Source organism: Micromonospora maritima (assembly GCF_902825405.1).
Classification (GTDB): domain Bacteria; phylum Actinomycetota; class Actinomycetes; order Mycobacteriales; family Micromonosporaceae; genus Micromonospora; species Micromonospora maritima.
This window is the reverse complement of the sequence record NZ_CADEAU010000117.1, coordinates 1-13,170: the sequence shown is the minus strand read 5'-3', so window position 1 is coordinate 13,170 and position 13,170 is coordinate 1. Positions and strand designations below refer to the sequence as shown.

13 protein-coding genes are annotated in these 13,170 nt (G+C 73.5%); 4 read left to right on the top strand and 9 right to left on the bottom strand.

The features are described from left to right. A partial coding sequence (locus HUW36_RS13650; RefSeq protein WP_484502588.1) for a rhodanese-like domain-containing protein occupies nt 1-207 on the bottom strand: 207 nt, incomplete at its 3' end. A gap of 98 nt (nt 208-305) precedes the next feature. On the opposite strand from HUW36_RS13650, the gene HUW36_RS13645 reads away from it, so the two are divergent. After that, entirely contained in the window at nt 306-992 is a 687-nt protein-coding gene (locus HUW36_RS13645; RefSeq protein ID WP_099161997.1) for an iron-dependent transcriptional repressor DtxR, read from the top strand. 10 nt (nt 993-1,002) lie between these two features. On the opposite strand, the gene HUW36_RS13640 is transcribed toward HUW36_RS13645, so the two are convergent. From HUW36_RS13640 to HUW36_RS13625, 4 genes are all read right to left on the bottom strand, one after another. Continuing rightward, nucleotides 1,003-1,551, bottom strand: coding sequence for a hypothetical protein (locus HUW36_RS13640; protein ID WP_174528503.1), 549 nt, complete (start codon nt 1,549-1,551; stop codon nt 1,003-1,005). A gap of 86 nt (nt 1,552-1,637) precedes the next feature. Beyond that, the gene (locus HUW36_RS13635; protein ID WP_246248157.1) at nt 1,638-1,871 is read right to left on the bottom strand and encodes a DUF5522 domain-containing protein; all 234 of its coding nucleotides are present in this window, start codon (nt 1,869-1,871) and stop codon (nt 1,638-1,640) included. A 66-nt stretch (nt 1,872-1,937) separates the two neighbouring features. Continuing rightward, on the bottom strand, nt 1,938-2,915 hold the full coding sequence (locus HUW36_RS13630) for an asparaginase domain-containing protein (protein WP_174528502.1): 978 nt from the start codon (nt 2,913-2,915) through the stop codon (nt 1,938-1,940). Next, nucleotides 2,912-3,553 carry a class I SAM-dependent DNA methyltransferase gene (locus HUW36_RS13625; RefSeq protein WP_174528501.1) on the bottom strand — a complete coding sequence of 214 codons (642 nt, stop codon included), beginning with the start codon at nt 3,551-3,553 and terminating at the stop codon, nt 2,912-2,914. Before HUW36_RS13625 ends, HUW36_RS13630 begins: the two co-directional genes overlap by 4 nt. Nucleotides 3,554-3,654: 101 nt before the next feature. On the opposite strand from HUW36_RS13625, the gene HUW36_RS13620 reads away from it, so the two are divergent. Continuing rightward, nucleotides 3,655-4,191: a hypothetical protein gene (locus HUW36_RS13620; RefSeq protein WP_174528500.1), complete on the top strand. Its 537-nt coding sequence runs from the start codon at nt 3,655-3,657 to the stop codon at nt 4,189-4,191. Nucleotides 4,192-4,206: 15 nt separating this feature from the next. On the opposite strand, the gene HUW36_RS13615 is transcribed toward HUW36_RS13620, so the two are convergent. The 4 genes from HUW36_RS13615 to nrdR form a co-directional block, all read right to left on the bottom strand. Continuing rightward, on the bottom strand, nt 4,207-5,832 hold the full coding sequence (locus HUW36_RS13615; RefSeq protein ID WP_174528499.1) for a PQQ-binding-like beta-propeller repeat protein: 1,626 nt from the start codon (nt 5,830-5,832) through the stop codon (nt 4,207-4,209). A 102-nt stretch (nt 5,833-5,934) separates the two neighbouring features. Beyond that, nucleotides 5,935-6,870 carry a DUF2332 domain-containing protein gene (locus tag HUW36_RS13610; protein WP_174528498.1) on the bottom strand — a complete coding sequence of 312 codons (936 nt, stop codon included), beginning with the start codon at nt 6,868-6,870 and terminating at the stop codon, nt 5,935-5,937. Nucleotides 6,871-7,189: 319 nt separating this feature from the next. Then, nucleotides 7,190-10,087, bottom strand: a complete 2,898-nt coding sequence (locus HUW36_RS13605; protein WP_174528497.1) for a vitamin B12-dependent ribonucleotide reductase — start codon at nt 10,085-10,087, stop codon at nt 7,190-7,192. 35 nt (nt 10,088-10,122) lie between these two features. After that, nucleotides 10,123-10,623 (bottom strand): transcriptional regulator NrdR, encoded by a 501-nt coding sequence (gene nrdR / locus HUW36_RS13600; protein ID WP_091579656.1) that lies wholly within the window; start codon nt 10,621-10,623, stop codon nt 10,123-10,125. A gap of 365 nt (nt 10,624-10,988) precedes the next feature. Between nrdR and HUW36_RS13595 the strand changes: the two genes are divergently transcribed. Then, nucleotides 10,989-11,984, top strand: a complete 996-nt coding sequence (locus HUW36_RS13595) for an aminoglycoside phosphotransferase family protein (RefSeq protein ID WP_174528496.1) — start codon at nt 10,989-10,991, stop codon at nt 11,982-11,984. A gap of 216 nt (nt 11,985-12,200) precedes the next feature. Further along, nucleotides 12,201-12,986: a transcriptional repressor LexA gene (gene lexA, locus HUW36_RS13590; protein ID WP_174528495.1), complete on the top strand. Its 786-nt coding sequence runs from the start codon at nt 12,201-12,203 to the stop codon at nt 12,984-12,986. Nucleotides 12,987-13,170: the final 184 nt, after the last annotated feature.

Here is a 13,170-nt window from a genome sequence, read left to right as displayed (position 1 = left end):
GTGCCGGCCGGCGGCGCCGGGCCGCCCGCACAGCTCGGTGTCCAGATCGACGAAGACGGCGCCGGGGAGGTGCCCGAGGGCGTGGTCGTCGCGGCCGGGCGGGCCGGTCAGCCGCCAGCGGACGTCGAGCAGGGTGGGCGGGTCGGCGCGGTCGAGCTCGGCGGCGAGCCGGTCCGGCTCGACCAACAGCTCTGCGGTTCCGGACATGCGGTCCAGTCAACACCATCCGGGTCGCGACCTCCGGGTTCGCCTGCGGTCGGCGGTCGGTGGTTACGGGTAGCATCGGACGCCGGGAGGCCGCTGACGTGAAGCACGACCTGGTTGACACGACCGAGATGTACCTGCGCACCATCCTCGAACTGGAGGAGGAGGGTGTGCCGCCGCTGCGAGCCCGCATCGCCGAGCGGTTGAAGCAGAGTGGCCCCACCGTCAGCCAGACCGTGGCCCGGATGGAACGCGACGGCCTGCTCACCGTCGAGGGCGACCGGCACCTGGCCCTCACCCCGCTGGGCCGCAACACCGCCGTGTCCGTGATGCGCAAGCACCGGCTCGCCGAGCTGCTGCTGGTGAACGTGATCGGGATGCCCTACGAGGAGGCCCACGAGGAGGCCTGCCGGTGGGAGCACGTGATGAGCGACGCGGTGGAGAAGCGGGTCTACGACCTGCTCAACCGCCCGACCCGCTCGCCCTACGGCAACCCGATCCCGGGCCTGGAGGAGCTGGGCGACCCGGGCCAGCCGGCGGTCGAGACGGTCGAGGGCGAGCGCAACCTGGCGTTCCCCGGCCTGTCCGGCCCGGTGGTGGTGCGGCGGATCTGCGAGAGCGTGCAGACCGACGCCGACGTGCTGCGCCAGCTGCACGCCGCCGGCGTCGACCCGGGCGCGACCGTGACGGTGGCGCAGGAGCGCGACGGCGTCTCCATCGACCGTTCCGGCGACCGGGTGCGGCTGCCCCGCGAGGTGGCCTCCCGGGTGTTCGTGGCGGCCCGCTGACGCCCGGCGCTCAGAGCTTGCGGGTGTCGAGCACCTTCGCCAGCGCGACCAGCTTGCCGCCGACCGTCTCCACCTGCGCGGTGGCGGTGCCCTTCGGCGTCGCCCAGCGCAGGCTGGCCAGCCGGCCCTCGTCGGCCAGCCAGGCCACCTCGGCGACCGGTCCGGCCTTCGCGGTCTTCGGCACCGTCCGCCGGTAGGCGCCCTTCCCGAGCTTGGTGACCTTCGCCGCCCCGCGCGGCTGCACGTCGAGCGTGAACGTCGACGCGTCGATCGACGTGTCGGTGACGGAGAGCGTCAGCTCCGGCAGCACGGCCGCCTGGGCGCGGAGCACGCAGGTGTGGGTGTCCCCCCGCTCGGTGGCGGCGGCGACGTCGAACGTGGCGCCGGTGTGCTCGGCGATCACCGCGAAGTCGAGCAGTCGGCACGCACCGCCGGACGACGCCGCGGCGACCTTCACCGCCGGGGGCCGGTCCGCCGGCACGGCGACCTCCGGGGCCTCGTCGGCGCATCCGGAGGCGAGCAGGACGGCCGAGGCGACCAGCCAGGTACGGGCGCGCACGGGAGACCTCCGCGATCGGCGGCGGGTCGGGCCCGCCGGAGTTCCGTCGGACACCGTACGGGCCGCCCGGCGGGGACGGAAGCCCTCTAATCGGCCACGTACGGACAGTGCCGGCACCCTCGCCCGCAGCACGTGCCGCGCCGGGCCAGGAACCCGGCGCTGAGTACGAACAGCCCGGTCTCCGGGTCCAGGTAGCCGGCCTCCCCGGCGGCCAGCGCGGCGGCGTGCGCGGCCAGGATCCGCTCCCGCCCCGGGTGCGCCGGCGACAGGCGCGACGGGTGCGGCTCGGTCAGCGGGCGGTCCGCCAGCTCGTCACTCACCGCTGGAGTGTAAGGAAGGGCCCCTTCTTAACGTTTTCTGCATAGGCGGGGCCCCCTCTTAACACCTCAGCCATGCCGCGCGAACACCTCCGCGACAGCCGGTCGGTCGGCGCCGGCGGCGAGCAGCAGCCGCAGCAGCACCTTCGCCTTGTACGGGTCGAGCAGCCCGCCGTCTACCAGCCCGCGCCGCCGCAGGTCCCGTTCCGAACCGACCGCGCCGTAGGTGTCCCGCAGCACCGACCCGGCGCCGGTGCGCGAGGTCAGCACCACAGGCATCCGCCCGGCCAGCGCGCCCAGCGCCGGGGCGAACACCGGCGGCACGTGCCCCACCCCGAAGCCGGCCACCACCAGGCCGTCCCGGCCGGCGGCCACCGCGTCGAGCAGCGCCACGTCGTCGTCAAGCGTCACGGTGTGCAACGCGACCCGGGTGGCGGCCAGCCGCTCCCGGTCCACCGCGGGCAGGGGCGCGTGGCGGGGCGGCCGGGTCAGCACCCGTACCCGCTCCTCGACCACGTGCCCGAGCGGCCCGGCGTTGGGCGAGACGAACGTGCCCGTACTCGTGCTGTGGGTCTTGCGGACGAACCGCGCGGCGTGGACCTCGTCCGCGAACGCGACGAGCACGCCCAGGTCCCGCGCGGCCGGCGCGGCCGCGACCCGGACCGCCGCGAGCAGGTTCGCCGGCCCGTCCGGGCCGGCCAGCGTGGGGTTGCGCATGGCGCCGGTGAACACCAGCGGCGCCGCGTGCGGCCAGACCAGGTCGGCCAGCCACGCGGTCTCCTCCAGCGTGTCGGTGCCCTGGGTGACCACCACGCCGGTCGCCCCGCCGGCGACCGCCCCGGCCGCCGCGTCCACCAGGTCGAGGATCTGCCGGTACGCGAGCGCGGCGCTGGGCACCGCCTCGACGTCGCGCACGTCGAGCGGGACGTCGGCGAGCCCGGGTACGGCGGCGGCGAGGTCGGTGCCGGTGAGCCGGGCGACCACTCCCCCGGCCCCGGCGCCGGCCATCGCGATGGTCCCGCCGAGGGTGAACAGCGCGACGGTCACCGCACGGCCCGCCGCGCGAGCAGGAACGCCTGGGGCTGCCGCTCGCCGTCCACCGGCTCGCGCAGCACCGTGGCCGATACGGCGAAACCGGCGGCGCCGAGCTGCGCGGCCAGGCGCTCCGGCGGCAGCCAGTGCACGTCGTAGGCGACCCGGTGGCCGTACGCCCGCTCCCGCCGGTCGAGCCGGTCGCCGGCCTTGACGGCGAGCAGCAGGTGCCCGCCGGGCGCGAGCACCCGGTGGAAGCCGGCGAACACCTGGGGCAGCAGCTCCGGCGGCAGGTGGATCAGCGAGTACCAGGCGACCAGCCCGGCCAACGACCCGTCCGCGGCGGTCAGTTCCGTCATCGAGCCGACCTCGAAGCGCAGCTCCGGGTACGTCCGGCGGGCCACCGCCACCATGCCGGGCGACAGGTCGACGCCTGTCACGTCCGGCCCGAGACGGCGCAGGTGGGCGGTGATCCGTCCGGTGCCGCACCCGACCTCCAGCACCGGCCGCCCCGGCCCGACCGATTCGGCGAACGCGGCCAGCACGGCCCGGTCCAGGGGCGGCTCGACCACGTCGGGCAGCAGCCGCGCGTAGTCCTCGGCGACCGTGTCGTACGCGGTCCGGGTCTCGGTCAGCCACTGCGGTTCGGTCACGGCCGTCAACCCTAGTTCCCGCCCTTCGGTAGGCCGCCGACCCCAGAGGTCGACATCGACAGCCGTTGCTACGGTCTGCCGCGACCGTCCAGAGAGGACCTATGGTGAGACCGACCGCGATGATCCTGTGCGCCGGTGCGCTCGTGATGGCCACGAGCGGCTGTTCCGCCGACGAGAACGTCCAGCCGGACCAGCTCCGCGACCCCTGCGCGCTGCTCCCCGCCGACCTGCTCGGCCGGCTCGCTCCCGGCGCCCGGCCCAGCGCCTCGGCGAACCTCGGCGACCGCAGCGGCTCCCGGGAGTGCGCGGTTGACCTGACCAGCGGCACCTCGATGCGGGGCGACCTGGTCGTCACCGTGTCCGTCGACGCCGAGGGCATGTACGACAAGGCGTGGCGGCAGGACCGGTGCGCGCGGATCGCCGCCGAGCAGACCACGGCGGGCCCCGGCGACACGTCGTGCGCGGCGGTGCGCCCCTGGGACGGCGGCGAGACCCGGTTCGACGCCTGGGCCTGGCGCGGCGACCGTTACCAGGTGCGGGTCGCCTACCAGGTGGTGCAGCCCCAGACGCTTCCGGACGGCGCCGAGTCCGACCTGCGTGAGGTGCTCGACCAGGCGGTCCGGTCCCTCCCCGGGTGACCACCGGCAGACCGGTCATCCGACGATCCGACAGTCCAGGAGGCGGCCGTCCAGCGTGCCGACCACCAGACGCCCGGACGCCACCCGGGTCAGCGAGAGCGGCACGACGGGGTGCCCGCGTACCCGCAGCTCCTGCCGCAGCCGCACGGTGCCGTCCCCGGCGTCGAGGACCACCAGCTCACCCGAGTTGAGCCCGACGTACACCCGGCCGTCCCCGGCGTCGAGCGCGGTGGCCTGGTGGTCGGCGGTGAACACCCACCGCGCGGCGCCGCCGTCGTACGCACGCCTGACCACGAAGGCGTGACCCGGCAGCGGACCCGCGCCGTCGTGCACGGCTCCGGTGTGCACCAGGGCCGGCCCGTCGCGGTCGTCGAGATACGCCCCGAACCCGCCGTACAGGTGGCTGGCACGGGTGGGGTCCCACTCCAGCCGGAACAGCCGACGGATCCGGCCGCCGGCGTCGACCGCGACGACCCACTTGTCCCGCCAGGGCGGGTCCGCACGGCCCCGCAGGAACAGCAGCTCCGGCGCGTACCGGATGTCGAAGAAGTGGTTGAGCGGGTCGTAGTGGCCGAGCCGGGCGGCTCCTCCCACGGAACCGTCCGGCGCGTGGACGACGACGTCTCCCGGCGCGGTGCGGGGGTCCCACCGCGCGTCGCGCAGCGCCCACCATCCGTCCGCCCGGGCGGTGGCGACCATCCGGCCGGCGAGCCTGACGGTGCTGCGTAGCTCGCCCCCGCCGAGGTCCACCTCGTGCCGCACGCCCGCGTCGTGGACCGGCCGGCCGGCGTGCCGGCGCGGCGGCGTCTGGGTCAGGGTGAGCGCGGCGCCCTCCCCCGGCCGCACCAGGATCTGGTGCCCGGCACCGTCGGTCGGCACCTGCCACATGAGCGTTCCGGAGTCGACCGACCAGCATTCGAGGCCCACACCGTCGAGGGCGGCGAGCACCCGCCCGGCGGACAGCGCCCGCACCGCCCACACCCGCCGGCGCGGTGTCCAGGTGCGTCCCCGCAGCCGGGCGAGCCGGTCCAACTCGGCTGCCGCGGCCGCCGGCTCGGGGCCGGGTGGGGTGGGCACCGGCTCCACGCCGAACGGTGGCCGCAACGTCCCGGTGGTCGGCGACCAGTCGTCCCGGACCACGGACCAGGCCAGCGACGTGGTACCGAACCGTGCCGCGTCCGCGTCGCAGGGGACGGCCAGCACGAGTTCGAGGGTTCGGGGATCCCGCCACCCGACGCGCCGCACCTCACGCGGATGCGGGAGCAGTGGCGTGACGATCCCGCTGTCCAGATGGAGCAGGAGCAGCTCACCCTCGTAGGCCCAACCGCCGTCGTACGCGCCGGTGCCGACGGTGACCAGCGGGAGGGTGGGATGGAAGGCGACCGTGTTGACCGGCCACCGGGTGGTCACCTGGTGGAGGCAGGTGAGGTCGTCGGTGCGGTACACGCCCAGCGCGTACCAACCGGGTCCCGGCCCGGCGCGACGTGACATGTCGTGGCCGTGCCAGCGCGGGTGGCCCACCGCTCCGGCCGCGACGACCAGCCGGCCGTCGGGCGAGACCTCGGCGAGCCGGGGTTCGCCGATCTCCCGGAACGGGCCGTCGCCCCACACCCCGGCGACGTGGAGACCGCCCGACGTCACCGGCTTTCTGCGGTGTCGATTCTCTCGATCATCGGTCCATCCTCCCACCCGGCCCGCGCCGGACCCCACCCGGTCGTGACGCGGGCGGGGCACCCGGTCCGGTCAGGCGATCCAAGTCGCGGCCTGGCCGTGGCCGCGGGTCCAGGCGAGCGGGCGGCCGTCCAGGGCGAGGACGTTGTGGAACCCGCCGGCGGGCGGCTCGGGCAGGTCGGCGTGCGGCAGCACGGCCGGGTCCTCGTTGGCGAGCCAGTGCCCGGGCAGCGTCCGTACCAGCGCGGTGAAGGCCGCCCGGCGTGCCGGGGGCACCTGGTAGAGCACCGAACTGTGGAAGACGACGAGCGTGGCGTCGGCCGGGGCGGTCGCCGCCAGCGCCGGCAGGTCGTCGACCAGGTCACCCCGGAGCAGCAGCGGCGGATCGGTCCCGGCGACCGCCGCCGCGGCGCGCAGCCGCTCCCGTCGGTGCCGGTGCTCCGGCCAGATCAGCGCGTCCAGCCAGGCCAGGTCCGCCGGATCGGTGACGTCGAGCGGGTTCACGTCCAGCCCGGCCCGCCACACCACCTCCGGCCGCCGCACGGGCGGGGCGACGCCGGTGAGCGCGCAGTCGAGCACCGGCTCCCCGTCGCCGACCAGCCGGTCGCCGTAGCGGTAGGCGTACCTGTCGGGATAGAGGCACAGCCCGGCGGAGGCACCCACCTCCAGCAGCGCCAACGGCTGCGGCAGCGCGGCGAGCACCGGCAGCAGCGCGGCGCACCGGCCGGCCTCGTTCGTCTGCGTCGCCCGGACCCGCATCTGCGCCGCGATCTCCGGCCAGCGCGCCGACACGTACGCCCGGAACGCCGCCGGGTCGTCCACCGGCCCGCCGCCCAGCCGCACCACGCCGAAGAGCAGGTTCGGCTGGCGCTTGGCCGGGGGCAGCGAGTCGAGCAGCGCGAGCAGCTCCGGGTCGCGCGCCACGGCCCGCGACAACCGTTCGTACGCCGGGGACACGCCGCTCGCCTCGCGGTCGGCGAACGCCAGATAGATGTCGGCAGTGGCCATCCCCGGAGCATCGCAGCTTCCCGCGCCGCGTGGTCTGTGACCGTGCCCACCTACGACGGGTCGGGCCGGCGTCGGGGCCGCAGCACTCGGGCCGGCAGAGCCGCGCAAGCTCATCCTGCGACTGGTGGATGACATGACGCGCCAGATGGCACTCGCTCCAGGGACGGCGACTCGCGGAGACCCGGGGCCCCGCGCCAGCTCGGGGAGGTGGCGGGGTCGGGCGCGGTTGGACACCGCCATCTCGCCGGAGTGGAGTGGATCATCAGACGCCGCGAGCGCGGCGGGGAGATCCCCGCCGCGCTCGCGCAACCGTGGAACGTCAGCTGCAGCCGCTGGTGGAGCCGCAGCCCTCGCAGACGTAGCAGCTACCGGCCGGACGCATCTTGGTGCCGCAGGTGAAGCAGAGCGGCGCGTCGGCGGCCTTGCCGATCACGGCCTCCAGCAGCTCGGTGCTGGAACCCACGGCCGGGGCGGGCTTGACGGCGGCGACGTCGGCCATCTCCTGCGCCGGCTGGGCGACCGGGCCGGTCTTCGGCTCGGGCGACTCGACCGGGGCGGAGGAGGCCATCGCGGTGAGGTCCGCACCGCTCGCCTCCGCCTCCGCCTCGGCCCGGAGCTGGGCGGCCCGCTCCTTGGCGGTGAAGATGCCCAGCTCGGCGCGACGCTCGTACGGCAGGAAGTCCAGCGCCAGGCGACGGAAGATGTAGTCCATCACCGAGGCGGCCATCCGCACGTCCGGGTCGTCGGTCATGCCGGCCGGCTCGAAGCGCATGTTGGTGAACTTGCTGACGTACGTCTCCAGCGGGACGCCGTACTGGAGACCGATGGAGATGGCCACCGAGAAGGCGTCCATCACGCCGGCCAGCGTCGAGCCCTGCTTCGACATCTTGAGGAAGACCTCGCCGAGGCCGTCGTCCGGGTAGGACGAGGCGGTGAGGTAGCCCTCCGCGCCGCCGACCGAGAAGGAGACCGTCTGCGACGGGCGCTTCTTCGGCAGCCGCTTGCGCACCGGGCGGTACTCGACGACCTTCTCCACGACCTTCTCGACCTCGGCGGCCGGGGCCTGGGTCTCGGCGGTGGCCTTGTTCGGCTTGGCGGCCGACAGCGGCTGGCCCACCTTGCAGTTGTCGCGGTAGATCGCCAGCGCCTTCAGGCCGAGCTTCCAGCCCTCGAAGTAGATCTTCTCGACGTCCGCGACGGTCGCCTGCTCCGGCATGTTGACCGTCTTGGAGATGGCGCCGGAGATGAACGGCTGGACCGCCGCCATCATCCGCACGTGGCCCATCGGCGCGATCGACCGCTCACCCATGGCGCAGTCGAAGACCGGGTAGTGCTCCGGCTTCAGGCCGGGGGCGTCCACCACGTGCCCGTGGTCGGCGATGTGCTCGACGATCGCCTCGACCTGCTCCTCGGGGTAGCCGAGGCTGCGCAGGGCGCGCGGCACGGTCTGGTTGACGATCTGCATCGAGCCGCCGCCGACCAGCTTCTTGAACTTCACCAGCGCCAGGTCCGGCTCGACGCCGGTGGTGTCGCAGTCCATCATCAGGCCGATGGTGCCGGTCGGGGCGAGCACGCTGGCCTGCGAGTTGCGCCAACCGTTCTTGTCGCCCAGCTTGTTGCCGAGCGTCCACTGCTTGGTCGCCTCACGCTGCACGGCGGTGGCCACGGTGCCGGTCGGCTTGATGCTGTCGTTGGCGGCGGCGTGCTTGCGCATGACCCGCTTGTGCGGCTCGGCGTTGCGGGCGTAGCCGTCGTACGGGCCGACGATGCCGGCCAGCTCGGCGGAGCGGCGGTAGGCGGTGCCGGTCATCAGCGAGGTGATCGCGGCGGACACCTCCCGGCCCTGCTCCGAGTCGTAGGGCAGGCCGGAGGCCATCAGCAGCGCGCCCAGGTTGGCGTACCCGATGCCGAGCTGCCGGTAGGCGCGGGTGGTCTCACCGATCTTCTCGGTCGGGAAGTCGGCGAAGCAGATCGAGATGTCCATCGCGGTGATGACGAACTCGACCGACCTGACGAACTTCTCCACCTCGAAGCCACCGTCGGCGCGGAGGAACTTCATCAGGTTCAGCGAGGCCAGGTTGCACGAGGAGTTGTCCAGGTGCAGGTATTCCGAGCAGGGGTTCGACGCGGTGATCCGCCCGGTCTCCGGGCAGGTGTGCCAGTCGTTGATCGTGTCGTCGTACTGCAGGCCCGGGTCGGCGCACTCCCAGGCCGCCTGCGAGATGGTGTGGAACAGCTTCTTGGCGTCGATCGTCTCGATGGTCTGCCCGTCGAGCCGGCCGCGCAGGTCGAAGCCGCCGCCGTTCTCCACCGCGGTCATGAACTCGTCGGAGACGCGGACCGAGTTGTTGGCGTTCTGGTACTGCACGCTGACGATGTCGGCGCCGCCCAGGTCCATGTCGAAGCCGGCGTCCCGCAGCGCGCGGATCTTGTCCTCCTCGCGCGCCTTGGTCGCCACGAACTCCTCGATGTCCGGGTGGTCCACGTCGAGGATGACCATCTTGGCCGCCCGCCGGGTGGCGCCACCGGACTTGATGGTGCCGGCGGACGCGTCCGCGCCGCGCATGAAGCTGACCGGGCCGGAGGCGGTGCCGCCGGAGGAGAGCAGCTCCTTGGAGGACCGGATGCGGGAGAGGTTGACCCCGGCGCCCGAGCCGCCCTGGAAGATCCGCCCCTCCTCCTTGTACCAGTCGAGGATGGAGTCCATCGAGTCGTCGACGGAGAGGATGAAGCACGCGCTGACCTGCTGCGGCGACGGCGTGCCGACGTTGAACCAGACCGGCGAGTTGAAGCTGAACACCTGGTGCAGCAGCATCCAGGTCAGCTCGTGCGCGAACACCTCGGCGTCGGCCGGGGAGGCGAAGTAGCCGTACTCCTCGCCGGCGGTGCGGTAGGTGTCCACCACCCGGTCGATGAGCTGCTTGAGCGACCACTCCCGCTCCGGGGTCCCCACCGCGCCCCGGAAGTACTTGGTGGTCACGATGTTGGCCGCGTTGACCGACCAGGACTCGGGGAACTCCACCCCGCGCTGCTCGAAGTTGATCGAGCCGTCCCGCCAGTTCGTCATCACGACGTCGCGGCGCTCCCAGGCGACCTCGTCGTAGGGATGCACCCCCTCGGTCGTCCAGACGCGCTCGATCTTCAGCCCCGCCCCGGCCTTGTTCCGTGACTTGCTGGTCGTCACGCCCTCGCCCCCCTCGTCGGCGCGGTCACCCACCGCGCCTCTTCTATCTCTGTCGGAAACTCGAAATGTCAGCTGATCGCGCCGGCGGCCTCGGCCGCTCCGGCACCGGCGCCCTCCCGGGCGCGCGCGGCGGACCGCAGCGTCTCGATCTCGCGCTCGAAGTCGGCGAGCGAGTCGAAGGACCGGTAGACGCTGGCGAACCGCAGGTAGGCCACCTCGTCCAGGTCACGCAGCGGGCCGAGGATGGCCAGGCCCACGTCGTGACTGGGGATCTCGGCGGCCCCCCTGGCGCGGACGGTCTCCTCGACCTTCTGTGCCAGCAGCGCGATCGAGTCGTCGTCGACCGGCCGGCCCTGGCACGCCTTGCGCACCCCGCCGATGATCTTCGTGCGGCTGAACGGCTCGGTCACCCCGCTGCGCTTGACCACCGCGAGCACCGCCTCCTCGACGGTGGTGAACCGCTTGCCGCACTCCGGGCAGGACCGCCGCCGCCGGATGAGCTGGCCGTCGTCGGCCTCCCGCGAGTCGACGACCCGGGAGTCGGCGTGCCGGCAGTACGGACACCGCATCGCCCGACCTCCTCCATCGACCGCGGGCACACCCACCGACCCCCGGGCACGCGTCGACACGGCGGAGCCATCCTTCGATGACCGTCGCCGGGTGCGCGATGCGGGAGTGCGTTCGGTAGTTGAACCCAACCTGTAGGCAACTTACGCCCATGTGACTACTACATCTAGGGGTTGACCGTATGCCGTCCCACTAGCGAGGTCAAGTTGGTCGGCGTGTCCGGCGCGTCATCAGGATCACGTCTCCACCCACCTCACCGAGGAGCCCAACGGCGACCACCTACCACCGGTCACGGCACACCGGGATGGAACACCCGTTCGACCGAAAACGCCTCGCCCGACCGACACCCACGGGCTAGCTTGCCGTCGTGAACGCAGACGGGACGGCCACCGGGTGGGACGCACCGGGATGGCGGGAGTCCGCCGCCCGCTGGGTGGCGGAGCAGCTCGGCCGGCACGGCCGGAGGGTCGCCGGGCCGACGGAGGAGCGCGTGCGTCCGTGGTCCGTGGTGTGGCGCGTGCCCACCGACGACGGCGACGCCTGGTTCAAGGCCAACAGCGCCGGCACCCGGTACGAGGCCGGCGTCTCGGCGGCACTGTCCCGCCTGGCCCCCGGCCGCGTGCCGGATCCGTTGGCGGTGGACGCCGGCCGGGGCTGGTCCCTGCTGCCGGAGGGCGGCCGCACCCTGCGGCACGTGCTGGCCGCCGACCCCGATCCGCGCCACTGGGAGCGGATCCTGCCCGCCTACGCCGACCTCCAGCGGGCGAGCGCCGCGCACGCCGGCGAGCTGCTCGCCCTCGGCCTGCCCGACCACCGGCCGGAGGTGCTGCCGGGACTGTTCACCGACCTGCTGGACGACACCGACTCGTTGCTGCTGGGCCGGGAGGGTGGGCTCACCCCGGAGACCCTCGCCCGACTACGCGCCCACGCCGACCGCTACGCCCGGGACTGCCGGCGACTCGCTGATCTCGGGATCGGCCCCGCCGTCCAGCACGACGACCTGCACGACGGCAACATCTTCGTCGCCGCCGGCGGCCCACGATTCTTCGACTGGGGTGACGCCTCCCTCGCCCACCCCTTCGGCACGCTGCTGGTGACGCTGCGTTCGGTCGCGCACGCCTTCGACCTGTCCGCCGGCGACCCGGCACTGCTCCGGCTGCGGGACGCGTACCTGGAGGCGTGGACCGACCGGCACGACCGCGCCGCCCTGCGGGAGGCGGCCGCCCTGGCGACGACCGTCACGACGGTCAGCCGCTCGCTGTCCTGGCGACGGGCCCTGCCGATCACCGACCGCGCCTCCGCCGACTACTCCGCCGCCGTCCCGGGCTGGCTGGAGGAACTGTTCGCGCCGGCTCCGATCTGACCCACGCCGCACCCCGCCCCGGCAGGCGGGATGGAACATCCGTTCGAGTGCGACGTACCATTTATCAGAACAGCCGTTCGGAAATCCAGGATTTCGACGCGACACGCCGACGCCACGTCGTACAGATGTTTGAAAATGGCCGATCTCACCTATACGGTCAGATCCACACGCACCACGAGCCGACGAGGCACCCAGCGCCGACCAGGGAGGACGGACGTGACCGAGGACCGGGCCAGCCGGCAGAAGAACCCGCAGCCGATCGACGGGGCGGGGCCGCCGGCGACCCGACGCCCCCGCACCGCGCGCAGCCGCGCCGCCCAGCCGGCGGCGGTACGACCGGTGACGCCGGTGGTCAGCAGCTTCCCCGACCCGACGACCGTCGACCTGACCGCCCGTCAGCGCCGGATCCTGGAGTTCATCCGCACCTGGGTGGAGCGCCACGGCTACCCGCCGAGCGTGCGCGAGATCGGCGAGGCGGTCGGCCTGGTCTCCCCGTCCAGCGTCGCCTACCAGCTCAAGGAGCTGGAGAAGAAGGGCTTCCTGCGCCGCGACCCGAACCGGCCGCGCGCCGTCGACGTCCGCGCGCCGAGCGACGCCGACGACGAGGCCGCCCGCGCCCAGCGCCCCGCGCCGGCGTACGTGCCGATGCTGGGCCGGATCGCCGCCGGTGGCCCGATCCTCGCCGAGCAGGCGGTGGAGGACATCTTCCCCCTCCCCCGCGAGCTGGTCGGCGAGGGCGAGGTCTTCATGCTCCAGGTCAAGGGTGACTCGATGCTCGACGCGGCGATCTGCGACGGCGACTGGGTGGTCGTCCGCCAGCAGCCCAACGCCGAGGTGGGCGACATCGTGGCGGCCATGCTCGACGGCGAGGCGACCGTGAAGACCTACCGGCGGCGCGACGGGCACGTCTGGCTGATGCCGCAGAACCCGGCTTTCGACCCGATCCCCGGTGACGACGCCACCATCATGGGCCGCGTGGTCGCGGTGCTGCGTCGGATCTGACCCGCTGACGGCAGAGGGGGTGTGACCGGTACCGGTCACACCCCCTCTGCCGTACGTCGTCTCAGTAGCGGTCGCCGCGGTAGTCCCGACTGCCGGAGACGGGTCCGTACTGGCCGCCCCGGTCGTCCCGGCGACCGCCGCGCGGATCCCGGGGGTCCGGCTCCCGGCGCGGCGGCTCGGCCCG

Excerpts from the sequence above, each read along its gene's own strand:
- HUW36_RS13620 (WP_174528500.1), top strand. The coding sequence starts at position 3,655 with ATGGTGAGACCGACCGCGATGATCCTGTGCGCCGGTGCGCTCGTGATG.
- HUW36_RS13610 (WP_174528498.1), bottom strand. The coding sequence starts at position 6,870 with ATGGCCACTGCCGACATCTATCTGGCGTTCGCCGACCGCGAGGCGAGC.
- nrdR (WP_091579656.1), bottom strand. The coding sequence starts at position 10,623 with ATGCGGTGTCCGTACTGCCGGCACGCCGACTCCCGGGTCGTCGACTCG.